Source organism: Pacificitalea manganoxidans (genome assembly GCF_002504165.1).
Classification (GTDB): domain Bacteria; phylum Pseudomonadota; class Alphaproteobacteria; order Rhodobacterales; family Rhodobacteraceae; genus Pacificitalea; species Pacificitalea manganoxidans.
In genome coordinates, this window is the sequence record NZ_CP021404.1 from 533,902 (window position 1) to 553,916 (window position 20,015).

Sequence of the window (20,015 nt, forward strand, 5' to 3'; positions counted from 1 at the left end):
CAGCGACTTAGATCGCGGTCCCGTCTTTCAGGACTGCTCGTTCAGATGGGCGATCTCATCGTGTTTAGCCTCGACACGGATCTCTGAGATCGCCCGCCTGCACCCCCCCCTCCATCTTCATCACGCATACCGACAAACCGCGTTTGGTATGTCCGTCAGGGTCGTTGAGGTCAGGCGCTTTTGGCGAGCCTGTCTTCCAGCACCTCGAACGGCACGGCGGGCTCGTCCTTGGCATTGCGGATAACGAGCGAAGTTTTGACGCTGGCCACATTTGGCGCGGCGGTCAGATGCTCGGTCAGGAAGCTCTGGAACGTCGACAGGTCCGGGGCGACGCATTTCAGGATGAAATCGATCTCGCCGTTCAGCATGTGGCATTCGCGCACAAGCGGCCATTCCCGGCATTTCTGCTCGAACGCCGACAGATCGACCTCCGCCTGACTGCTAAGCCCGACCAGTGCGAAAACCTGCACCTCGAACCCCAGTTCGCGCGCGTCAATATCGGCATGATAGCCACGGATCAGGCCTGCTTCCTCCAGCGTGCGCACACGGCGCAGGCAGGGGGGGGCGGAGATGCCGACCCGCTTGGCCAATTCCACATTGGTCATCCGGCCATCGGCCTGAAGTTCGGCGAGGATCTTACGATCGATGGGGTCAAGCTTGACGGTTGGCATGAGCGCTCCTTGAATTTGCATATGATAGGTAGCTGGCCGGCGCTCCGCAACAATATTTCATCTTTGCGCAATAATACTCCAAAGGGTCCGCATCGAACGTAAATGGTGCGCGGACGCTTATGCCAGAGCGCCCGCCTGCGGGGCGGCTGCGGGGTTTCGGATCGACGTCGGCTTGCTTATATCGGGCCAACAAACCGCTCTTCCCCTCGTTCCCGGAGTTTTCATGACCCAGTCCGCGACCCGCCACACCAAGGCCCTGATCATCGGGTCGGGCCCCGCCGGCTACACCGCTGCCGTCTATGCCAGCCGCGCGATGCTGGAGCCGATCCTTGTGCAGGGGATTCAGCCTGGCGGCCAGCTGACCATCACCACCGAGGTGGAGAACTGGCCCGGCGATACCGAGGTGCAGGGGCCGGACCTGATGATCCGGATGGAAGAGCATGCCCGTGCGATGGGCACGGAGATCCTGACCGATCATATCGCTTCGCTCGACCTGTCGAAGCGTCCCTTCACCGCGACGTCTGACAGCGGCACGACCTACACCGCCGATGCGCTAATCCTTGCCACCGGCGCGCAGGCGAAGTGGCTTGGTCTGCCCTCCGAGGAGAAGTTCAAGGGCTTCGGCGTGTCGGCCTGCGCGACCTGCGACGGGTTTTTCTATCGCGGCAAAGAGGTCGTCGTGATCGGGGGTGGCAACACGGCCGTCGAAGAAGCGCTGTTCCTGACCAATTTCGCGTCCAAGGTCACGCTGATCCACCGCCGCGACACCCTGCGGGCCGAAAAGATCCTGCAAAACCGCCTGTTCAAGCATCCCAAGGTCGAACTGATGTGGGATCATGAGGTCGAAGAGGTGATCGGCTCCGAAAACCCGCTTGGCGTGGAGGCCGTGCGCGCCCGCCACGTCGAGACCGGCGAGATCACCGAAGTGCCCTGCGCGGGCTTCTTCGTGGCGATTGGCCACGCGCCCGCCTCCGAACTGGTGGTGGGCCAGCTGGAGCTGCATGACGGCGGCTATGTGAAGGTGCAGCCCGGCTCTACCGCCACGTCGATTCCCGGCGTGTTCGCGGCAGGCGATCTGACCGATCACATTTACCGTCAGGCGGTGACGTCGGCGGGGATGGGCTGCATGGCGGCGCTCGACGCGGAGCGATTCCTTGCAAGTGTGGGCGAGGCAGAGGGCGCCCAGACCCCCGCAGAAGCCCCGGCTGAGGCATAAGCCTCCTCACGCAGCCGGGACGGTGATGTGTCATGGTTTCGGATGCGCGAAAAATCGTTCGCTAATCCGGCGATCCTCTCGAATATCGAACCAAAGGACGCGGTAATCCGCGTCCTTTTGGTCTCAATCCCCCTATTTCGTCAGCGTTTCCTTGAGTTCTTCGAGGCAGAATGGTCAAAGGCGCCCCAACACCCGCGCCGGGTGGGAGGTGCGGCGCACCTGTCCGAATGCAATCCGAAGTGGTTACACCGATGTCCAATCTTGCCCCCGTCCCCGAGCTTTACGTCTCCTACGAAAGCGCCCAGAAACTAAAGGTCGAGGCCGGCGACCTGCTGAGCTGGGATCTGACCCCGCGCCAGATCTGCGACCTTGAACTGCTGATGAACGGCGGGTTCAACCCGCTCAAGGGCTTCCTGACCGAAGCCGATTACGACAGCGTTGTGGACAATATGCGCACCGCCGATGGTGCGCTGTGGCCCATGCCCATCACCCTCGACGTGTCCGAGAAATTCGCTGATGGCGTCGAGCCGGGCACCGACATCGCGCTGCGCGACCAAGAAGGCGTGATCCTCGCCATCCTGTCCGTTACCGATAAATGGGTGCCGAACAAGGCGCGCGAGGCGGAGAAGGTTTTCGGCGCTGACGATGAGGCGCATCCGGCGGTGAACTACCTGCACAACATTGCGGGTCCGGTTTATCTCGGCGGTCCGATCACCGGCATCCAGCAGCCCGTGCATTATGACTTCAAAGCGCGCCGCGACACGCCCAACGAGTTGCGCACCTTCCTGCGCAAGATGGGCTGGCGCCGCATCGTCGCGTTCCAGACCCGCAACCCGCTGCACCGCGCGCATCAGGAGCTGACCTTCCGTGCCGCGCGCGAAAGCCAAGCGAACCTGCTGATCCATCCGGTCGTCGGCATGACCAAGCCGGGCGATGTAGATCACTTCACCCGCGTGCGCTGCTACGAGGCGGTGCTGGACAAATACCCCGCCGCCACCACCACGATGAGCCTGCTGCCGCTGGCCATGCGTATGGCTGGTCCGCGTGAGGCCGTCTGGCACGGGCTGATCCGGAAAAACTATGGCGTCACCCACTTCATCGTTGGGCGCGATCACGCCGGTCCGGGCAAAAACAGCCAGGGCGAAGACTTCTACGGCCCCTATGACGCGCAGGATCTGTTCCGCGAGCACGAGGCCGAGATGGGCATCGAAATGGTGCCGTTCAAACACATGGTTTATGTCGAGGAGCGCGCGCAATACGAGCCCGCGGACGAGATCGCCGACAAGGATAAGGTCACGATCCTCAACATTTCGGGCACCGAACTGCGCCGCCGTCTGGCCGAAGGTCTGGAAATCCCGGAATGGTTCTCCTTCCCCGAGGTGGTGTCCGAGCTTCGCAAAACCCGTCCGCCGCGGGCCAAGCAGGGCTTCACCGTGTTTTTCACCGGCTTCTCCGGGTCCGGCAAATCCACCATCGCCAACGCGCTGATGGTCAAGCTGATGGAAGCGGGCGGTCGCCCGGTGACGTTGCTCGACGGGGATATCGTGCGCAAGAATCTCAGCTCCGAACTGGGCTTCTCCAAGGAGCATCGTGACCTGAACATCCGCCGTATCGGCTATGTCGCGTCCGAGATCACCAAAAACGGCGGCATCGCCATCTGCGCACCCATCGCGCCCTATGCCGCCACCCGCCGCGCCGTCCGTCAGGATGTCGAGGAATATGGCGCCTTTGTCGAAATCCACGTCGCCACCCCGATCGAGGTCTGCGAAGCACGCGACCGCAAGGGCCTCTATAAGCTGGCGCGCGAGGGCAAGATCAAGGAATTCACCGGCATCTCCGACCCCTACGATGTGCCCGAAAACCCCGAATTGCGGGTCGAGACGGAAAATGTCGATGTGGATCACTGCGCCCATCAGGTGCTGCTGAAGCTCGAAGCCATGGGTCTTTTCAGCGGCCAGAGCTAGGGCTTGCGGCCCACAGCCCCAATAAAAAGCCCCGCAGGTTCGACCTGCGGGGCTTTTGCATTCTGGTGCGCCGGGGGTAGCCCGGTCGCGGGTCAGTGCACGGCGACGGGCGTCAGATCGTTCTGCCGCGCCAGCACAAAGGCCAGATGGCGGTCGCCGACCAGCGCCAGACGTTCGCCATCTTCGCTATGCACGGCGTAAAGCTGCTTGCGGCCCATGGCCTGTTCCTGAACCTCCTCGGGGAGGTCTTCGACATCTACAGCACGCACATAGACGATTGCCTTCTGGGCGATTTCGGCCTCGGCGCCGAAGGGATATTCGGTGTCCATATCTGCTTTCCTTCCTTCAGCTCCGGGTTATCGGGATTGTGTGAACAACGGTTTCAGGGGCGCTTCGTTCCAGATCGAGGTGCAAAAGCCCGTTTTCAAGCGTTGCGCCGGTCACATCGACACCCTCCGCAAGCACGAAGCTGCGCTGAAACTGACGCGCCGCGATGCCCCGGTGCAGGAAAACCCGCTCCCCGCTGTCATCGGTTTGGCGGCCCCGGATCACCAGTTGGCGCGCCTCTAGGGTGATCGACAGATCGGCGTCCGAAAACCCGGCCACGGCCAGCGTGATGCGATAACTGAGATCGCTTTTCTGTTCGATGTTGTAGGGGGGATATCCGTCATTGCCGGTCTTGGCAGTGCGTTCGACCAGCCGTTCAAGCTGCTCGAACCCCAAAAGGAAGGGGTGCGACCCCAGTGTCGTCTTGCTCATAATGGCACGGTCCTTGTCGAAGCGACGATGCATTCGGAAGGCCCCGGAACTGGCGGCCTCCGTCCGTTTCAATATGGGGAGCGCCTGCGCGCGACGCAAGAACTGCGCCTGAGGCGACGCCAGCGTTGCGTGAAAGGCGCGGCTCGGTGTATGTGTCGGCGTGACCCCGACCCAAGATTGTCCGCCTTATGAACGCACCCAGTGAAATGAACCATGACGAGGTGCTGAAGGTGCGCCTCGAAGTGCTGAAGCGCGAGCATCGCGATCTCGACGAGGCGATTGCGGCGCTGCAACGGGGCACGGCGGATCAATTCACCCTGCAACGGCTGAAGCGGCAGAAGCTGCATCTGAAGGATCAGATCGCCCGCGTCGAGGATGAGCTTTACCCCGATATCATCGCTTGATCCTGCCGCCGCGCGCGGCGTTTCCGCATGATTGCACCCGTTCCGCATCCGGCTATAGTGCGCGCTCATTTCCGCAGGCTTCAGGGGGCTAGGCGACGTGTCAGGACCAGATATCGGGATCATCATGGGCAGTCAGTCCGACTGGCCGACGATGAAACGCGCAGCCGAGCTGCTGGACGAACTGGGGATCAGCTACGAGGCGCGCATCGTCTCGGCGCACCGCACACCCGACAGGCTGTGGAGCTACGGCAAGGACGCGGCGGGTCGCGGGCTGAAAGCGATCATCGCCGGGGCCGGTGGCGCGGCACATCTGCCCGGCATGATGGCGTCCAAGACCCGCATCCCGGTCATCGGCGTGCCGATCCAGACCCGCGCCCTGTCGGGGGTCGACAGCCTCTATTCCATCGTGCAGATGCCGCGCGGCTATCCGGTCGCGACGATGGCCATCGGGGAGGCAGGCGCCGCCAATGCCGCGCTGATGGCGGCAGGCATCCTTGGCATCACCGACCCCGCTCTGGCCGAGCGTCTCGACAGTTGGCGCGCGGCGTTGTCGGCCTCGATCCCGGAGGAGCCGCAGGATGACTGAGCAACTGCCCCTCAATTCGGTGATCGGCATTGTTGGCGGCGGCCAACTGGGCCGGATGCTGTCCGTCGCGGCGGGGCGGCTGGGCTACCGCACCCATATCTTTGATCCGGCACCGGGTGGGCCGGCGATGCAACTGGCCGATGCCGCGACCGTCGCCCCCTATGACGATCACGCCGCGCTGGCGCGTTTTGCCGCTGCCTGCAACGTCATCACCTACGAGTTCGAGAACATCCCCGCCGAAGCGATCGCGGTGCTGGAGGGCGGGACAGCCCCGGTGCGCCCCGGCCGCCGCGCGTTGGAGACCAGTCAGGACCGGCTGGTGGAGAAGGATTTCCTTGCCGGTCTGGGGCTGCAAACCGCCCCCTATCGCACCGTCGACAGCGCCGATGACCTTGCCGCCGCGCTGGACGCAATCGGCGCGCCTGCAATCCTGAAGACCCGGCGCATGGGCTACGATGGCAAAGGGCAGGCGCGGCTCCAATCGCCCGCAGACGCCGATGCCGCATTGGCCGCGATGCAGGGCGCGCCCGCGATCCTCGAAGGTTTTGTCGAGTTCTCCCATGAGGTGAGCGTCATCGCCGCGCGCGGTGTGACGGGCGAAGTGTCCTGCTTCGATCCCGGCGAAAACCTGCATGCGGAGGGCATTCTGCGGACCACCTCCGTGCCCGCGCGGCTGACCTCCAGCCAACGCACCGATGCGGTGTTGCTGGCCGGGCGTATCCTCAACGCGCTCGATTATGTCGGTGTGATGGGGGTGGAGTTGTTCGTGACGACCGGGGGGCTCATCGTCAATGAAATCGCCCCGCGCGTGCACAATTCCGGACACTGGACGCAAAACGGCTGCGCGGTTGACCAGTTCGAACAGCACATTCGGGCCGTGGCGGGCTGGCCGCTGGGCGACGGGCTGCGTCATTCCGATGTGGTGATGGAAAACCTGATCGGGGATGACATGGACCGCGTGCCTGAATTGGCGCGCCTGCCACATGCGGCGCTGCACCTCTATGGCAAGGCCGAAACCCGCGCTGGCCGCAAGATGGGCCATGTGAATATCGTCCAGCCCAAACAGGGCTGAGACGTCAGTCAAACGAAAGCCCCGGACCTGCACGGCTCCGGGGCTTTTGCTTAATCTAAGTCACGATGCCACGGGCAGCGATGGCTCATGCGCCAAGGCAGTAGCGCATCACGGCCTTCTGCGCGTGCAGACGGTTCTCGGCCTCGTCGAAGATCACCGATTGCGGGCCATCCATCACCGAATCCGTGACTTCCTCGCCGCGATGGGCGGGCAGGCAATGCATGAACAACGCGTCCTTGCCCGCCGCCGCCATCAGCCGATCATTGACCTGATAGGGGCCCAGTTGATTATGGCGCCGGGCGCGGGTTTCCTGCGGATCGTGCATCGACACCCATGTATCTGCGACGACCAGATCGGCACCTTCGACGGCTTTCATCGGGTCCGGCTCGAACGTGACCGACGCGCCGCACGCCCGCGCGCCTTCGACAAATTCCGCCTCCGGGGCCAGCGTTTCGGGTCCGGTCCACACCATGTCAAAGCCCAACTGCCCCGCCGCATGCAGAAACGAGGCGCAGACATTGTTGCCATCCCCGGCCCAGACGACCTTCTTGCCGGTGATCGGGCCGCGATGTTCCTCATAGGTCATCACATCGGCCATGATCTGACAGGGATGCGTGCGGTTGGTCAGCCCGTTGATGACCGGCACCGTGGCATGTTCGGCCAGTTCCAGCAGGGTTTCTTCGGCAAAGGTGCGGATCATGATCATATCGACATAGCGGCTCAGCACGCGGGCGGTGTCTGCGATGCTTTCGCCGTGGCCCAGCTGCATCTCCGACCCGGTCAGGACCAGAGTTTCGCCGCCCATCTGCCGCACGCCCACATCGAAGGAGGTCCGCGTGCGGGTTGATGGCTTCTCGAAAATCAGCGCCACGAGGTGATCGGCCAGCGGGGTTTCGGCGTCGCGCGCACCTTTCGGCTTACCCGCGCGGGCGGCCTTGATCCGCTGCGCGTCGTCCAGCATCCGCCGTAGATCGGCGGGATCGGTTTTGTGGATGTCGAGGAAATGCGAATGGCTCATGTCAGGCTCCTTTCTCGACGGACGCGGCCACGGCTGTGGCTGCCCGGTCGAGGCGCGCGACCGCTTCGGCGATCTCTGCGTCGGTGATGTTCAGCGGCGGCAGCAGCCGGACCACGTTATCGGCGGCGGGAACGGTCAGGATTTCCGCGTCGTAGCCCGCTTTCACGACATCGGCTGCGGGGGCTTTGCAGGTCAGGCCCAGCATAAGGCCACTGCCGCGCACGCCGGTAAAGACCTCCGGATGCGCGTCGATCAGGCCTTCGAGCTTCTGGCGCAGCGCGCCCGCCTTGCGATTGACGGCGTCGAGGAAGTCGGGTGTTGCGACCTCCTCCAGCACCGCGAGCGCAACGGCGCAGCCCAAGGGATTGCCGCCATAGGTGGAGCCATGCGTGCCCGCGACCATGCCCGCGGCTGCGGCCTCGGTCGCCAGCACCGCGCCCAGCGGGAAGCCGCCGCCGATACCCTTTGCGACCATCATGATGTCAGGCGTGACGCCCGCCCATTCATGCGCGAACAGCCGACCGGTCCGGCCCACGCCACATTGCACTTCGTCGAAGATCAGCAACGCGCCGGTGGCATCGCAGATCTCGCGCAGCGCTTTCAGATCCTGATCGGGCAGGGGGCGAATGCCGCCTTCGCCCTGAATGGGTTCGATCAATACAGCGGCGGTGCGGTCTGTCACGGCGGCGCGCAGCGCGTCCATGTCGCCCCAGTCGAGATGGGTGAACCCGCCAAGGATCGGACCGAAGCCTTTGGTCATCTTCTCGGACCCGGCGGCGGCGATCCCGGCGGCGGAGCGCCCGTGGAAGGAGCCGTGGAAGGCGATGATTTCCACCCGCTCCGCATCGCCTTGCTCATACCAATATTTGCGCGCCATCTTTACCGCCAGTTCGCAGCTTTCGGTGCCCGAATTGGTAAAGAACGCGGTGTCGGCAAAGGTCAGGTTAACCAGCCGGTCGGCCAGCGCCTGCTGCTGCGGGATGCGGTAGAGGTTCGAGACGTGCCATAGCTGCTGCGCCTGTTCGGTCAGCGCCTCGACCAGCCGCGGATTGGCATGTCCCAGCGCATTAACGGCAATGCCCGCACCCAAATCCAGAAATCGGCGTCCATCGGCCTCGATCAGCCAGCTGCCTTCGCCTTTGACGAAGGAAAGCGGTGCCCGGTTGTAAGTCGGCAGAATGGACGGGATCATCGGCGGTGCCTCTATTCAGGAATGCATGAAGTGCCCACGGGGACACGGTTTTGTCAATTGAAGAGAAGGGGTTCGGGCGCGCGAACCAAGCGCCCACAAGAACAGGTGCGCCCTCAGGCGGTGATACGTCGGCGTCGCAGCGCAGCAGGGATCACGGTCACGTTCATGCCGCTGCTGGTAGCGGGTTGCGCAGGGGAAAGCCAGCCTTATCTGCGCCGGGCGCGACGCCCCGGCAGCCCGGCGACATTCAGTGCGGGTGCACGTCGCTGTCGCAGATCGCGGTAGCAGGGCGCGGTCCTGCCCGCTAAGGAAGGATCATGCGCTTTCGCTTGACCATGCCCGGTATCCCATTTCTGCTCCGTAACCCCGCCGCGACCGATGTGGCGGAGCAGATCGGCGCGGTGACACGGACCCCGCTACTGGCATCGCCGCGGGTCAACGCGTGTGGCACTGATGCGCCCGTGGCCGCTTTGCCCGGCCTTGATCCATTCCCTGCCCCCGAGAGGAGCACGTCCCCCCGATGAGCGACACCCCGCCCCGCAACCGGCCCGGCGCGACGCCTCCGGTGATGTCCCTCGAAGGTTGGGACGAATTGCGCACCGCCTATCACGTCGCCCGCACCGGGACGGTGTCGGGGGCGGCGGAATCGCTTGGCGTGCACCACGCGACCGTCATCCGCCATGTCGATGCGCTGGAGAAACGTCTGGGCGCGCGGTTGTTTCAGCGTCATGCGCGCGGCTACACCCCGACCGAGGCCGGAATGGATCTGATGCAGGTCGGACGCACGACCGAGGATCAGTTCGCGCAATTGGCCAGCCGCATCCGGGGCCGGGGTGAGGGGGTGTCGGGCGATCTGACCATCACGTCGCTGTCGGTCATGTCGCCGCTGATCACACCGCTGCTGGTCGAGTTCGGCGCGCTTTACCCGGCGGTCGAGGTGCGGTTTCTGACCGATGAGCGTGTGTTCCGGCTGGAATACGGTGAAGCCCATGTCGCGATCCGCGCCGGGCGGCAGCCGCAAGAACCCGACAACGTGGTGCAGCGGTTGTTTCGCTACGATATCGGGTTTTACGCGACGCGGGAATATCTGGAGGGCAGGCCTGCGTTCGACGGCGATAATTGGGACAAGCACCGCTTTGTCGGGGTCGATACGCGGCTGCTGCGCGCGCCGTTCTATGGCTGGCTGCAAAATGAAGCACCTCCGGAGAGCATCGCGTTCCGCACCAGTTCTCAACGCGCCAATATCGACGCGGTGCTGGCCGGGGCGGGTATCGGCTTCTTGCCGCGCTGGCTGGGCGAACGTCATGACGACGTGGTCGAGGTCATGCCCCCGCGCGAGGACTGGAGCTTCGATCTGTGGCTGGTGACCCATGTCGATCTGCACCGCACCGCAAAGGTGCAGGCGGTCGTGCAATTCCTGAAGGAACGTTTCGCCGAACTTGGGCTCTAGCGCCGGGTCAATCCGCCTCGGGCGGCAGGTCTGGGATCAGATCGGGAAGCTCCGCGCGCAAGAACCGCTCGAACTGGTCGAGGTTCACGGGCTCGAACTGACCAAAGCCCTGCATCCAGACCGACGCCGCGCGCAAGGCGTCTGGCTCCAGCTTACACCATTTCAGCCGACCGCGCTTTTCTTGCGAAATCAGCCCGGCGCGCGTCAGGATCGCGAGGTGTTTCGAAATCGCGGCCAGCGACATCTCGAACGGCTCGGCCACATCGGTGACGGCCATGTCATCCTCCAGCAGCATCGACAGGATGCGGCGGCGGGTCGGGTCGGCAAGGGCTGCGAAAACGATGTCGAGCGAGGGCGTCATGGCACCGGGCCTAGGGGCGGTCCGGACCATCGTCAACCATACGGTTGAATTTGCCAAGGGGGGCTCGAACGGGCCCGCGCGCGGCAGATGCAGCGTGCTGGCGGAGTCCGCTGAAAATAAAATCGTTTTATAACCGTCACTTAACCATTCACACCTCCGTGCAATGGCGCGTTGACTCCGGGCGGGGTCCTGCCTAGGTTCCGCCGGACTGTTGAAGGGGCCCTGATCATGGCTGAGCCGAGTGCAGAAGAGCGGTTGCGCCGTCTCGAAGCCCGGATCGCCGCCGCCAAAAAGGCGCAGGAGCCGGGCCCCAGAGTAGACGAGCACTATTCACGGGCCAATCAGGCCTGGCGCATGGTGATCGAGCTGGTGGCCGGTATCTTGATCGGTCTTGGCATCGGGTTGGGGCTGGACGCGCTTTTCGGAACGCGCCCGATTTTCCTGGTGCTGTTCATTTTGCTGGGTTTCGCCGGCGGTGTGCAGACGATGATCCGCACCGCGCGCGAAATTCAGGCCGAGGACGAGACGGGCCGACGGGGCGATGCCCCCGGCAAGCAAGGGGACTGAGACGTGGCAACCGAAGAAACGACCGGCGGCGGTATCGAAATCCACCCCATGGACCAGTTTGTCGTGCAGCCGCTGTTCGGCGGCACCGACATCAGCTGGTATACCCCCACGAACGCCACGCTCTGGATGGCGATCGCGGTGGCTTGTGTGGCCGCGCTTCTGGTGCTGGGCACCCGTGGCCGTGCCATCGTGCCGACCCGCGCGCAGTCGCTCGCCGAACTGACCTACGGCTTCATCTACAAGATGGTCGAGGACGTGTCCGGCAAGGATGGCGTGAAGTATTTCCCCTACATCATGACCCTGTTCATGTTCATCGTGTTCGCGAACATGCTGGGCCTGATCCCGACCTCCTTCACCACCACGTCGCATATCGCTGTTACTGCGGTTCTGGCGCTGCTGGTGTTCGTGACGGTCACGGTGATCGGCTTCGTCAAGAACGGCACGAAATTCCTCAGCCTGTTCTGGGTCACTGCCGCGCCGCTGGCGCTGCGTCCGGTGCTCGCCGTGATCGAGCTGATTTCCTACTTTGTCCGCCCGGTGAGCCATTCGATCCGACTTGCGGGCAACGTCATGGCGGGTCACGCCGTGATCAAGGTGTTCGCGGGCTTTGCCGCGGCCATGGGTGCGTTTTCGTTCCTGCCGATCTTTGCGATCACGGCGGTCTACGCGCTCGAGGTGCTGGTGGCATTCATCCAGGCCTATGTCTTCACCATCCTGACCTGCGTGTACCTGAAGGACGCGCTGCATCCGGCGCACTGACGCGCCACCGGTCAGGACAGAAATCCAAGCCAATTCCAACGTAAGGAGAACGATCATGGAAGGCGATATCGCAGAACTCGGTAAATACATCGGTGTTGGTCTCACGGCCATCGGCATGGGCGGCGCAGCCGTCGGTGTGGGCACCGTGGCCGGCAACTACCTGGCCGGTGCCCTGCGCAACCCGTCCGCCGCCGCGTCGCAGACCGCGACCCTCTTCATCGGCATGGCCTTCGCCGAAGCACTGGGGATCTTCTCGTTCCTCGTCGCGCTTCTGCTGATGTTCGCCGTCTGATCAAGACCTGAACTTCCTTACGGCTGGACGGGCAGGGCAGACGGCCCCGCCCGTCCGGTAATTTCCAAGGTTTCAGGAGACACTCGATCATGGCGACCGAAACGCAAGTGGCGCGCATCGCTGAGGATGCCCACGGCTCTGCCGAGGCCGCGCATGCTGCGGGTGAGGCGACCGGGCTGCCGCAGCTCGACTTTTCGACTTTTCCCAACCAGATTTTCTGGCTCCTGATCGCCCTGATCGCGATCTATTTCATTCTGTCGCGCGTCGCGCTGCCCCGCATTGCTGCGGTTCTGGCGGAGCGGAGCGGGACCATCACCAACGATCTCGCCGCCGCCGAGGAGCTGAAGCTCCGCGCGACCGAGGCCGAAGCCGCCTATCAGAAGGCCCTGACCGAAGCCCGTTCGGAAGCGCAGAAAATCGCGACCGAAACGCGGGCCGAAATTCAGGCCGATCTGGATGAGGCCACGGCCAAGGCCGATGCCGAGATTTCCGCCCGCACTGCGGAATCGGAAAAGCGCATCGCCGAGATCCGCGAAAGCGCAATGCAGAGCGTGTCCGAAGTGGCCCGCGATGTAACCGCCGATATCGTCGCCGCATTCGGTGCCAAGGCCGACAAGTCGACCGTGGATGCCGCCGTGGATGCGCGCCTGAAAGGGGGTGCCTGATGGCCCGCCATAGTGTGACTGCTGCAATCGCGCTGACCGTGGCTTCTGCCGCGCCCGCGCTGGCTGCGACCGGCCCGTTCTTCTCGCTCGGCAACACCGACTTCGTGGTGCTGATCGCGTTCCTGATCTTCATCGGCATTCTGGTCTATTTCAAGGTTCCGCAGCTTCTGCTCGGCCTTCTAGACAAGCGCGCCGAAAGCATCCGCTCGGACCTCGATGAGGCCCGTGCGCTGCGCGAAGAAGCCCAGACCGTTCTCGCTGGCATCGAGCGCAAGCAGAAAGAAGTGCAGGAGCAGGCCGATCGCATCGTTGCCCAAGCGCGTGACGACGGCCAAGCCGCGGCCAAGCAGGCCAAGGCCGATCTGGAACATTCCATCGCGCGCCGTTTGCAGGCTGCCGAGGAACAGATCGACGCTGCCGAAACCGGTGCCGTGCGCTCCGTCCGTGACCGGGCCATCGCGGTGGCCAGCGCCGCTGCCGCCGAGGTGATCGCCAAGCAGATGACCGACGCCGAAGCAGACGCGCTGATCGATCAGTCGATCAAGGATGCCGGTGCACGCCTGCACTAAGCGCCAGATATAAGAACTCGGAAAATACCGAGGGACAGCGAAAAACCCCGGCTCAGCGAGCCGGGGTTTTTTGGTTTGCGCCTGCGGCGCGCGTCATAGTCGGAGTTCCAGGCCAGCAGGCGCCGCGGTTACCGCCAGTCGAAGAACCCGTCGCCCGCGCGGGCCAACAGCCCCTGTGCCATATCGATGGCCATCTGGGGTCCGTCCGCGATGGCGCCAATTGCCTCGTCGCTCAGCGCTTCGGACCCATCGGTGCGCAGGATTTCCCCCCGCAGACGCAACTGATCCCCGTCCAGTTCGGCCAGCGCCGCAATGGGCGTCTCGCAGGAGCCGTCGAGCGTGGCAAGGAAGGCGCGCTCAGCGGCAAGGCGCTGTGCCGTGGGCACATCGTGGATCGGCTCCAGCAGGCGGGCGGTGTTGCTGTCGTCCATGCGGCGTTCGATCCCGATGGCCCCCTGACCCACGGCAGGCAACATGTCGTCGGAGGGGATGGGGCTGCGGGGCACGTCGCCCGCGTTCAATCGGTTCAGCCCCGCCATGGCAAGGAACGTGCCCTGCGCCACGCCATCGGCCAGCTTGCGCAGACGGGTCTGCACGTTGCCGCGGAATTCAACGACCTTCAGATCAGGCCGCCGGTGCAGCAGCTGTGCCTTGCGCCGCAGTGACGATGTGCCAACGGTCGCGCCCTGTTCCAGAACTTCCCAGCCGGTGCCGTCGAGCGTGACAAAGGCGTCGCAGGGGTCTTCACGCGGGAGATAGCAGTCAAGGATCAGACCCTCGGGCTGAAGGACCGGCATGTCCTTCATCGAGTGCACGGCGATGTCGATCCCGCCGGCGGTCAGCTGTTCCTCGATTTCGCGGGTGAACAGCCCCTTGCCGCCGATCTCGCGCAGGGCGCGGTCCTGCACCCGGTCGCCGGTGGTCTTAATCACGACCACGTCAAAGGCCGCGTCCGGCAGGTCAAAGGCCGCGCCGATCCGGCGGGCCGTTTCATGGGCCTGAGCCAGCGCCAGCGGCGATCCACGGGTGCCGATTTTCAACGGGCGGTCGGGCGAGGGGAGCGTGATCTGTGTCATGGGCCGATCCATAGTTGTGACACCGCCGCGTGACAAGTCGGGTCACGGCGGCGCTGCGTGCCGCTTGACTTCCGCGCCCTGAGCCGTGACCACATGGCCGACTGAAAACGGAGGCCCCGATGACCAAGACGATCCTGCGCGCGCTTGCTGGCGAAACCCTGCCCGTCCCGCCGATCTGGATGATGCGTCAGGCCGGGCGCTACCTGCCGGAATACCGCGCCACCCGCGCCAAGGCCGGGGATTTCCTGTCGCTGTGCTACAACCCCGAACTTGCCGCCGAGGTGACGCTCCAGCCGTTGCGCCGGTATGGCTTTGACGCGGCGATCCTGTTTGCCGACATCCTGCTCGTGCCGCAGGCGCTCGGCGCGGATCTGTGGTTTGTGACCGGCGAGGGGCCGCGCCTGTCCACGATCACCGGCGCCGAGGGGGTTGCGGCGCTGAAGCCTGCGGATGCAATCCACGACCGGCTTGCGCCGATCTATGAGACCGTCCGCATCCTGTCGCGGGAATTGCCTGCGGACACCACGCTGATTGGCTTTGCTGGTGCGCCTTGGACGGTGGCCACCTACATGATCGCCGGGCGCGGCACCCCGGATCAGGGTCCGGCCCATGCGTTGAAGGACGGCGACCGCGCCACGTTCGAGGCGCTGCTGGATCGGATCACCGCGGCCACCATCGAATACCTGTCCGCCCAGATCGAGGCCGGGGCCGAGGTGGTGAAGCTGTTCGACAGCTGGGCAGGCTCGCTCAAAGGCGCGGATTTCGACCGCTATGCCTTGGCGCCCGCGAAACGTATCATCACCGAATTGAAGGCCCGGCATCCGAACGTGCCGATCATCGCGTTCCCGCGCGAAGCCGGGCCGCGCTACGAGGGGTTTGCAAAGGCGACAGGCGCCGATTGCGTGGCGCTGGACAATTCCGTCGATCCGACTTGGGCCGCCGCGCATGTGCAGGTGGATGGCTGCGTTCAGGGCAATCTCGCGTCGCGCCATATGGTGACGGGCGGTCAGGATTTGGTCGATGAAACCCGCGCCATCGTGAAGGCGTTTTCGGGCGGGCCGCATATTGTTAACCTCGGGCACGGGATCACGCCGGATGCGGACCCCGAAAATGTCGCGCTGATGGTCGAAACGGTGCGGTCGGGCGCGACCGGCTAACATTCCGAAAGCTGCAAGGTGTGTTTGCAGTTTTAATACAACCTTAACGAGTCTCTGACTCGCCTCCGTATTGCCACATTTCGACCTCAATTCGCCGCGACATAGGCTTAGGGTTGTAGTGGAGGATAGGATGAACAAGCCGTTTAGCATCTTGGATGCCGGCTATGACGGGGCCGAGCCGGTCTTGGAAACAAGCTGGGGCATGACGGAGGCGCAGCAGCGTCGGCAGGATGCCGCCCTGCGCGACGTGATGCTGGCGAGCCTGCGGTTCGGCAATCTGGAGTTGGACGAGATCAAGGTCTCCCAACGGCTGGACCGGAAGCTGTCGTCAGAGCGGTTTTTTCAGCGGCTCGAACGCCTGAGCTAAGCGCTGCACGGTCGGGGGGCGCATCCCGGCCATAGGCCGGGCCGAATCCCTCCGCACCGGCTTTCTCATGTCCGCAGGCAGGTGGGCGGCTTAGAAATCAGGCGTAACGCCGGGCAGGTCCAGTGTCACCAGCAGGTCGCGCAGCTCCTGACGCGCAGCGACGTTTGACAGGTTCAGACGCTCCACACCGACATCCTTCAGGTCCAGCAGGGTCAGCCCGCGGGGGAACAACTCGCGGAAGATGACCCGCTCCGAGAAGCCCGGCGCGACGCGGAAGCCGATCCGCTTCGACAGCTTTTCCAGCGCGCTCGCCATTTTCTTTTTGTTGATCATCTGCTGCGCGCCCAGCCGGTTGCGGGTCACGATCCAGTCGATCGGCGGCAGCCCGGCCTGTGCCCGGATCTGACGGGCCGACCACACCATTTCACTATAGACGGAGGGGCCGAGGATCTTGCCGTCTTCGGGGCTGACACGGGCAAGAAGGTCGAAATCGACAAAGCTGTCATTGAGAGGCGTGATAAGCGTGTCGGCCAGCGAATGCGCCACTTGGCTCAACCGGGTATGGGAGCCGGGGCAATCGATCAGGATGAAATCCTTCTCCCCGTCGAGCGCCGCCACAGCGGTGGAAATCCGGCGGTCGAACAGGTTCTCGCCTTCGGCCAGATCGCCGCGCTCGATCTCTGGCAGATCGCGGTAGTCGGGCATCGCAAGATCCAACCCCTGCGCATTGCAGAAAGCCTTGCGGTTCTCGATATAGCGCCCGAGGCTGCGTTGCCGCAGGTCCAGATCCAATGCGCCCACACGGTGCCCCATGCGCACCAGCGCGGTGGAGATATGCATGGATGTGGTGGACTTGCCGGAGCCGCCCTTTTCGTTCCCGACGACGATGATATGCGCCAAAGCCGTTTCCCCTGTATGTCCTGCGGTTCGTTGCCCCCGACCGCCTGCCGACTATAGGGTGCGGTCGGGCCGGAGAAAAACCGCCGATCACCGGTTTTTCGTATCCAATGGGCGGTTGCGGCGCTTTTGGCACAAGCGGGCGGGGTGGACCGAAGGAGGCGCGCGATGACACAGGCCGTTCGGGGTGTGAACCATGTGACACTGGCGGTGACGGATCTCGACCGCTCCGTGGCGTTCTACAGGGATCTGCTGGGTTTCAGGCTGCGCGCGCTTTGGCCCGATGGCGCCTATCTGGAGGCGGGGCCGCTGTGGCTGTGCCTTGCCCGGGGGGCATCGGTAACGGAGAGGGGCGATTACACGCATCTGGCGTTCGATGTGGCCGAGCCGGATTTCCCCGCATTGGCCAAGAAGGTATCGGCAGCAGCGCGGCTTTGGCGTGACAACCGCAGCGAGGGCGCGTCGCTCTATTTCCTAGACCCTGACGGGCACCGGCTGGAATTGCATGTCGGCACGCTGGACAGCCGTCTGGCGGCCTATCGCGATGGCGGGCGCGTGCAGGTCTTCGACTAGATCGCGGCACGCCCCAAACGAAAACGCCGCCCCGGGCAGGGGGCGGCGTATCGTGTCTGTCCCTCGGGAAACGTTGTCCCGATGACCGGCGCTCTTAGAAGCCCAGGCCTTCGTATTTTTTCTTGAACTTCGACACGCGGCCGCCCGAATCCATCAGGCGCGAGGTGCCGCCATTCCAAGCGGGGTGCACCGACGGGTCGATGTCGAGCGACAGGTTGTCGCCTTCCGAACCGTAGGTCGATTTCATCTTCAGGACGTCGCCATTGGTCAGCTTGACGTCGATGAAGTGGTAGTCGGGATGGATATCCGTTTTCATGACGTGGCTCCTCAAGCGCCGGTTTTGGCTTTGTAGTGGTTGTCCTCGGCGATACGGGCACTCTTGCCGCGACGCGCACGCAGGTAATACAGCTTCGCACGGCGAACACGGCCACGACGCACAACGGTGATGCTGTCGATGTTGGTCGCGTGCAGCGGGAAGATACGCTCGACGCCTTCGCCAAACGAGATCTTGCGCACGGTGAACGACCCGGCAATGCCCTGGCCGTTTTTGCGGCTGATGCAGACGCCTTCATAGGCCTGCACACGGGTGCGCGTGCCTTCGGTCACTTTGTAGCCGACGCGGATGGTGTCACCGGCTTTGAAGTCCGGGATGTCCTTGCCAAGTGCGGCAACTTGCTCGGCTTCGAGCTGTGCGATCAGGTTCATCTGATCCACTCCTTCTGGTTGCTTGCGGTTTTTTCCGCAAAGGTTTGTGCCGTCCTCAGAGCTCTCGGTCTTCTTCCGGGTCCCGTCCGTGCGTTGCACAGAAAGCCCGCCAGAGATCAGGTCGTCTTTCCTTGGTCAGCCTTTCGGCCTGCGCCTTGCGCCAGCTTTCGATCTTCGCATGGTGCCCGGAGAGAAGAACTTCGGGAACCAAACGACCCTGCCAGTCGGTCGGACGCGTATATTGTGGGTGTTCCAGCAGCCCGTCGGAGAAACTCTCCTCGATGACGGACTCATGATTCCCAAGCACGCGCGGTATAAGTCGGACCGTCGCGTCGATCAAGGCCTGAGCAGCAATCTCGCCGCCGGTCAAGACGAAATCCCCCAGCGACACCTCCTCGATGTCGTGTTTGTCGATCACGCGCTGGTCAACGCCTTCGAAACGCCCGCACAGCATGGTGATCCCGTCGCCCTGCGCCCAGCGGCGGGCAGTGGCCTGATCGAACCGGCGCCCGCGCGGGCTGAGATAGACCACGGGCCAGCGGGAACGGTCGGGCACGGCGCCCTGCGCGGCCTCTTGCAGCGCCGCATCGACAACATCGGCGCGCAGCACCATCCCCGCGCCGCCGCCTGTGGGCGTGTCATCGACGTTGCGGTGTCGGCCCTCGCCGAACCGGCGCAGGTCCAGCGTGTTGAGCGCCCAGAGCCCATCCTGCAGGGCCTTGCCGGTCAGGCTTTCGCCCAGCACACCGGGAAAGGCATCGGGAAAAAGCGTGATGATGCGGGCCTGCCACGCGCCCTTTTGCAGCGGCGGTTCGTCCATCAGCGACCGGGGCCGGAGCGAACTGCCAATCGACAGGCGACCATGCGAGCGCGCGGCGGTCGCGCGAGAGGGGCGAGGAGCGTCGGAGGTCATGAGCGCGGTTCCGGGATGGGCCGAGGCACTCCGCCGGGGCGGATCACGGCGTGTCGTTGCGGGATCGGGGTGCTGGTGGCGCAGACGGCGCGGAATGTCCAGCATCGGACGCGGTCCCGGCATCCGTTTCGCGCGTCTCCGGGGTTGGGCCATGCCGGTCTGCAGGAGCAAACAGCGCCTCGAACGCGGCGCGCTCCTGTGCTTGCAACCGCGGGGTCAACAGCAGCGCCAGTGCCAGCCCCGCCCCGGCAGGCAGCAGCCACAGCCAGCCCGGAACGTGACCTTCCAGACCCAATGCCGCGGCCAGTCCGCGTCCGGCACCAAAGAGCAGCGCGACGATCAGAAGCTGGGTGATGATCTTGCCGCCGACGAACAGCGCCGCCGCCAGCCAGCCACGGGGCAGCCGACGGGAGGTCAGCACCACGACCGACAGGCAAAACACCACCGCCAGCGGCAATATCCAATAGAGCCCCGCGCCCGACAGCCCTGCTGTCAGTGGCGAGGTATAGAGCAGGACGGCCCCCAACGCCGAAAGCCGCCCCGTCATGGAGCGGCTCCCGCATTGCGTGCCCATCGGCGCGGACGCGCCCGGAGCATGGAGGGACTACGCCCGGTCAGGCGATGGCGACGATGCCAAGGATCACCAGCAGGAACAGGATCAGCACCACACCGATCAGGATCTTGGCGCCGGTCAGAGCGGCCCCGGAAATCCGGCCAAACCCAAGGAGAGCGGCCACAGCGGCCACGACGAGCAGTATGAGAATGATCTCGAACATCTGGTA

At 64.2% G+C, this 20,015-nt stretch carries 27 protein-coding genes; 14 read left to right on the forward strand and 13 right to left on the reverse strand.

Annotated features, from left to right (window positions below; all coding sequences use genetic code 11):
- Positions 1–170: 170 nt before the first annotated feature.
- Positions 171–671, reverse strand: a complete 501-nt coding sequence (locus tag CBW24_RS02465; protein WP_088662433.1) for an Lrp/AsnC family transcriptional regulator — start codon at positions 669–671, stop codon at positions 171–173.
- Between the two features lie 223 nt (positions 672–894).
- On the opposite strand from CBW24_RS02465, the gene trxB reads away from it, so the two are divergent.
- The gene (gene trxB / locus CBW24_RS02470; RefSeq protein WP_088662432.1) at positions 895–1,887 is read left to right on the forward strand and encodes a thioredoxin-disulfide reductase; all 993 of its coding nucleotides are present in this window, start codon (positions 895–897) and stop codon (positions 1,885–1,887) included.
- Between the two features lie 251 nt (positions 1,888–2,138).
- Complete coding sequence (locus CBW24_RS02475; RefSeq protein ID WP_088662431.1) at positions 2,139–3,851, forward strand: bifunctional sulfate adenylyltransferase/adenylylsulfate kinase; 1,713 nt, start codon at positions 2,139–2,141, stop codon at positions 3,849–3,851.
- Positions 3,852–3,943: 92 nt separating this feature from the next.
- Here CBW24_RS02475 and CBW24_RS02480 read toward each other — a convergent pair whose 3' ends face one another.
- Positions 3,944–4,180: a DUF1150 family protein gene (locus tag CBW24_RS02480; RefSeq protein ID WP_088662430.1), complete on the reverse strand. Its 237-nt coding sequence runs from the start codon at positions 4,178–4,180 to the stop codon at positions 3,944–3,946.
- A gap of 16 nt (positions 4,181–4,196) precedes the next feature.
- Positions 4,197–4,610 (reverse strand): Hsp20 family protein, encoded by a 414-nt coding sequence (locus tag CBW24_RS02485; RefSeq protein WP_088662593.1) that lies wholly within the window; start codon positions 4,608–4,610, stop codon positions 4,197–4,199.
- A gap of 188 nt (positions 4,611–4,798) precedes the next feature.
- Between CBW24_RS02485 and CBW24_RS02490 the strand changes: the two genes are divergently transcribed.
- The 3 genes from CBW24_RS02490 (at position 4,799) to CBW24_RS02500 (ending at position 6,672) form a co-directional block, all read left to right on the forward strand.
- On the forward strand, positions 4,799–5,014 hold the full coding sequence (locus CBW24_RS02490) for a YdcH family protein (RefSeq protein WP_088662429.1): 216 nt from the start codon (positions 4,799–4,801) through the stop codon (positions 5,012–5,014).
- Positions 5,015–5,138: 124 nt separating this feature from the next.
- Positions 5,139–5,600 (forward strand): 5-(carboxyamino)imidazole ribonucleotide mutase, encoded by a 462-nt coding sequence (gene purE / locus CBW24_RS02495; RefSeq protein ID WP_097372569.1) that lies wholly within the window; start codon positions 5,139–5,141, stop codon positions 5,598–5,600.
- A complete protein-coding gene (locus CBW24_RS02500; RefSeq protein ID WP_097372570.1) occupies positions 5,593–6,672 on the forward strand; it encodes a 5-(carboxyamino)imidazole ribonucleotide synthase in 1,080 nt (359 codons plus the stop codon). The genes purE and CBW24_RS02500 overlap by 8 nt, the downstream gene beginning before the upstream one ends.
- 85 nt (positions 6,673–6,757) lie before the next feature.
- Here the strand turns inward: CBW24_RS02500 and argF are convergent, their stop codons facing one another.
- Positions 6,758–7,690: an ornithine carbamoyltransferase gene (argF, locus tag CBW24_RS02505; protein ID WP_097372571.1), complete on the reverse strand. Its 933-nt coding sequence runs from the start codon at positions 7,688–7,690 to the stop codon at positions 6,758–6,760.
- A 1-nt stretch (position 7,691) separates the two neighbouring features.
- Positions 7,692–8,882 carry an aspartate aminotransferase family protein gene (locus CBW24_RS02510; protein ID WP_097372572.1) on the reverse strand — a complete coding sequence of 397 codons (1,191 nt, stop codon included), beginning with the start codon at positions 8,880–8,882 and terminating at the stop codon, positions 7,692–7,694.
- Between the two features lie 520 nt (positions 8,883–9,402).
- On the opposite strand from CBW24_RS02510, the gene CBW24_RS02515 reads away from it, so the two are divergent.
- Entirely contained in the window at positions 9,403–10,332 is a 930-nt protein-coding gene (locus CBW24_RS02515) for a LysR family transcriptional regulator (protein WP_232530028.1), read from the forward strand.
- A gap of 7 nt (positions 10,333–10,339) precedes the next feature.
- On the opposite strand, the gene CBW24_RS02520 is transcribed toward CBW24_RS02515, so the two are convergent.
- Positions 10,340–10,693, reverse strand: a complete 354-nt coding sequence (locus CBW24_RS02520; RefSeq protein WP_088662423.1) for an ArsR/SmtB family transcription factor — start codon at positions 10,691–10,693, stop codon at positions 10,340–10,342.
- A gap of 228 nt (positions 10,694–10,921) precedes the next feature.
- Here CBW24_RS02520 and CBW24_RS02525 point away from each other — a divergent pair, with 228 nt between their 5' ends.
- The 5 genes from CBW24_RS02525 to CBW24_RS02545 all read left to right on the forward strand — a co-directional run bounded on the left by CBW24_RS02525 (position 10,922) and on the right by CBW24_RS02545 (position 13,545).
- Positions 10,922–11,260, forward strand: a complete 339-nt coding sequence (locus tag CBW24_RS02525; RefSeq protein ID WP_088662422.1) for an AtpZ/AtpI family protein — start codon at positions 10,922–10,924, stop codon at positions 11,258–11,260.
- Positions 11,261–11,308: 48 nt separating this feature from the next.
- Positions 11,309–12,019 (forward strand): F0F1 ATP synthase subunit A, encoded by a 711-nt coding sequence (locus CBW24_RS02530; protein WP_088662591.1) that lies wholly within the window; start codon positions 11,309–11,311, stop codon positions 12,017–12,019.
- Positions 12,020–12,074: 55 nt separating this feature from the next.
- Positions 12,075–12,311, forward strand: a complete 237-nt coding sequence (locus CBW24_RS02535) for a F0F1 ATP synthase subunit C (protein WP_088662421.1) — start codon at positions 12,075–12,077, stop codon at positions 12,309–12,311.
- A gap of 89 nt (positions 12,312–12,400) precedes the next feature.
- Positions 12,401–12,976, forward strand: a complete 576-nt coding sequence (locus CBW24_RS02540) for a F0F1 ATP synthase subunit B' (protein WP_088662420.1) — start codon at positions 12,401–12,403, stop codon at positions 12,974–12,976.
- Positions 12,976–13,545, forward strand: a complete 570-nt coding sequence (locus CBW24_RS02545; protein WP_097372573.1) for a F0F1 ATP synthase subunit B — start codon at positions 12,976–12,978, stop codon at positions 13,543–13,545. Before CBW24_RS02540 ends, CBW24_RS02545 begins: the two co-directional genes overlap by 1 nt.
- Before the next feature lie 128 nt (positions 13,546–13,673).
- Here the strand turns inward: CBW24_RS02545 and hemC are convergent, their stop codons facing one another.
- Complete coding sequence (gene hemC, locus CBW24_RS02550; RefSeq protein WP_097372574.1) at positions 13,674–14,621, reverse strand: hydroxymethylbilane synthase; 948 nt, start codon at positions 14,619–14,621, stop codon at positions 13,674–13,676.
- A 119-nt stretch (positions 14,622–14,740) separates the two neighbouring features.
- Between hemC and hemE the strand changes: the two genes are divergently transcribed.
- The gene (gene hemE / locus CBW24_RS02555) at positions 14,741–15,778 is read left to right on the forward strand and encodes a uroporphyrinogen decarboxylase (protein ID WP_097372575.1); all 1,038 of its coding nucleotides are present in this window, start codon (positions 14,741–14,743) and stop codon (positions 15,776–15,778) included.
- A 130-nt stretch (positions 15,779–15,908) separates the two neighbouring features.
- Positions 15,909–16,145 carry a hypothetical protein gene (locus CBW24_RS02560; RefSeq protein WP_088662416.1) on the forward strand — a complete coding sequence of 79 codons (237 nt, stop codon included), beginning with the start codon at positions 15,909–15,911 and terminating at the stop codon, positions 16,143–16,145.
- 90 nt (positions 16,146–16,235) lie between these two features.
- Here the strand turns inward: CBW24_RS02560 and CBW24_RS02565 are convergent, their stop codons facing one another.
- Positions 16,236–17,045 (reverse strand): division plane positioning ATPase MipZ, encoded by an 810-nt coding sequence (locus CBW24_RS02565; RefSeq protein WP_088662415.1) that lies wholly within the window; start codon positions 17,043–17,045, stop codon positions 16,236–16,238.
- Positions 17,046–17,210: 165 nt separating this feature from the next.
- Between CBW24_RS02565 and CBW24_RS02570 the strand changes: the two genes are divergently transcribed.
- The gene (locus CBW24_RS02570; RefSeq protein ID WP_097372576.1) at positions 17,211–17,615 is read left to right on the forward strand and encodes a VOC family protein; all 405 of its coding nucleotides are present in this window, start codon (positions 17,211–17,213) and stop codon (positions 17,613–17,615) included.
- 94 nt (positions 17,616–17,709) lie between these two features.
- On the opposite strand, the gene rpmE is transcribed toward CBW24_RS02570, so the two are convergent.
- The 5 genes from rpmE to CBW24_RS02595 all read right to left on the reverse strand — a co-directional run bounded on the left by rpmE (position 17,710) and on the right by CBW24_RS02595 (position 20,009).
- On the reverse strand, positions 17,710–17,931 hold the full coding sequence (gene rpmE, locus CBW24_RS02575; protein ID WP_088662413.1) for a 50S ribosomal protein L31: 222 nt from the start codon (positions 17,929–17,931) through the stop codon (positions 17,710–17,712).
- An 11-nt stretch (positions 17,932–17,942) separates the two neighbouring features.
- Positions 17,943–18,320, reverse strand: a complete 378-nt coding sequence (rplS, locus tag CBW24_RS02580) for a 50S ribosomal protein L19 (RefSeq protein ID WP_088662412.1) — start codon at positions 18,318–18,320, stop codon at positions 17,943–17,945.
- 55 nt (positions 18,321–18,375) lie between these two features.
- Positions 18,376–19,233 (reverse strand): tRNA (guanosine(37)-N1)-methyltransferase TrmD, encoded by an 858-nt coding sequence (gene trmD, locus CBW24_RS02585; protein ID WP_097372577.1) that lies wholly within the window; start codon positions 19,231–19,233, stop codon positions 18,376–18,378.
- Positions 19,234–19,276: 43 nt separating this feature from the next.
- On the reverse strand, positions 19,277–19,780 hold the full coding sequence (locus CBW24_RS02590; protein ID WP_097372578.1) for a hypothetical protein: 504 nt from the start codon (positions 19,778–19,780) through the stop codon (positions 19,277–19,279).
- Positions 19,781–19,847: 67 nt separating this feature from the next.
- On the reverse strand, positions 19,848–20,009 hold the full coding sequence (locus tag CBW24_RS02595) for a DUF1328 family protein (RefSeq protein ID WP_088662409.1): 162 nt from the start codon (positions 20,007–20,009) through the stop codon (positions 19,848–19,850).
- Positions 20,010–20,015: the final 6 nt, after the last annotated feature.

Bases quoted from the DNA above. Each gene is read 5' to 3' on its own strand.
- hemC (WP_097372574.1), bottom strand. From the start codon at position 14,621: ATGACACAGATCACGCTCCCCTCGCCCGACCGCCCGTTGAAAATCGGC.
- purE (WP_097372569.1), top strand. From the start codon at position 5,139: ATGGGCAGTCAGTCCGACTGGCCGACGATGAAACGCGCAGCCGAGCTG.
- rpmE (WP_088662413.1), bottom strand. From the start codon at position 17,931: ATGAAAACGGATATCCATCCCGACTACCACTTCATCGACGTCAAGCTG.
- hemE (WP_097372575.1), top strand. From the start codon at position 14,741: ATGACCAAGACGATCCTGCGCGCGCTTGCTGGCGAAACCCTGCCCGTC.
- CBW24_RS02595 (WP_088662409.1), bottom strand. From the start codon at position 20,009: ATGTTCGAGATCATTCTCATACTGCTCGTCGTGGCCGCTGTGGCCGCT.
- CBW24_RS02490 (WP_088662429.1), top strand. From the start codon at position 4,799: ATGAACGCACCCAGTGAAATGAACCATGACGAGGTGCTGAAGGTGCGC.
- CBW24_RS02480 (WP_088662430.1), bottom strand. From the start codon at position 4,180: ATGGACACCGAATATCCCTTCGGCGCCGAGGCCGAAATCGCCCAGAAG.
- trmD (WP_097372577.1), bottom strand. From the start codon at position 19,233: ATGACCTCCGACGCTCCTCGCCCCTCTCGCGCGACCGCCGCGCGCTCG.
- CBW24_RS02475 (WP_088662431.1), top strand. From the start codon at position 2,139: ATGTCCAATCTTGCCCCCGTCCCCGAGCTTTACGTCTCCTACGAAAGC.
- CBW24_RS02545 (WP_097372573.1), top strand. From the start codon at position 12,976: ATGGCCCGCCATAGTGTGACTGCTGCAATCGCGCTGACCGTGGCTTCT.
- CBW24_RS02510 (WP_097372572.1), bottom strand. From the start codon at position 8,882: ATGATCCCGTCCATTCTGCCGACTTACAACCGGGCACCGCTTTCCTTC.
- CBW24_RS02560 (WP_088662416.1), top strand. From the start codon at position 15,909: ATGAACAAGCCGTTTAGCATCTTGGATGCCGGCTATGACGGGGCCGAG.
- CBW24_RS02525 (WP_088662422.1), top strand. From the start codon at position 10,922: ATGGCTGAGCCGAGTGCAGAAGAGCGGTTGCGCCGTCTCGAAGCCCGG.
- CBW24_RS02590 (WP_097372578.1), bottom strand. From the start codon at position 19,780: ATGACGGGGCGGCTTTCGGCGTTGGGGGCCGTCCTGCTCTATACCTCG.
- CBW24_RS02520 (WP_088662423.1), bottom strand. From the start codon at position 10,693: ATGACGCCCTCGCTCGACATCGTTTTCGCAGCCCTTGCCGACCCGACC.
- CBW24_RS02515 (WP_232530028.1), top strand. From the start codon at position 9,403: ATGAGCGACACCCCGCCCCGCAACCGGCCCGGCGCGACGCCTCCGGTG.
- CBW24_RS02570 (WP_097372576.1), top strand. From the start codon at position 17,211: ATGACACAGGCCGTTCGGGGTGTGAACCATGTGACACTGGCGGTGACG.
- CBW24_RS02535 (WP_088662421.1), top strand. From the start codon at position 12,075: ATGGAAGGCGATATCGCAGAACTCGGTAAATACATCGGTGTTGGTCTC.
- CBW24_RS02485 (WP_088662593.1), bottom strand. From the start codon at position 4,610: ATGAGCAAGACGACACTGGGGTCGCACCCCTTCCTTTTGGGGTTCGAG.
- CBW24_RS02500 (WP_097372570.1), top strand. From the start codon at position 5,593: ATGACTGAGCAACTGCCCCTCAATTCGGTGATCGGCATTGTTGGCGGC.
- CBW24_RS02540 (WP_088662420.1), top strand. From the start codon at position 12,401: ATGGCGACCGAAACGCAAGTGGCGCGCATCGCTGAGGATGCCCACGGC.
- rplS (WP_088662412.1), bottom strand. From the start codon at position 18,320: ATGAACCTGATCGCACAGCTCGAAGCCGAGCAAGTTGCCGCACTTGGC.
- CBW24_RS02465 (WP_088662433.1), bottom strand. From the start codon at position 671: ATGCCAACCGTCAAGCTTGACCCCATCGATCGTAAGATCCTCGCCGAA.
- trxB (WP_088662432.1), top strand. From the start codon at position 895: ATGACCCAGTCCGCGACCCGCCACACCAAGGCCCTGATCATCGGGTCG.
- argF (WP_097372571.1), bottom strand. From the start codon at position 7,690: ATGAGCCATTCGCATTTCCTCGACATCCACAAAACCGATCCCGCCGAT.
- CBW24_RS02530 (WP_088662591.1), top strand. From the start codon at position 11,309: ATGGACCAGTTTGTCGTGCAGCCGCTGTTCGGCGGCACCGACATCAGC.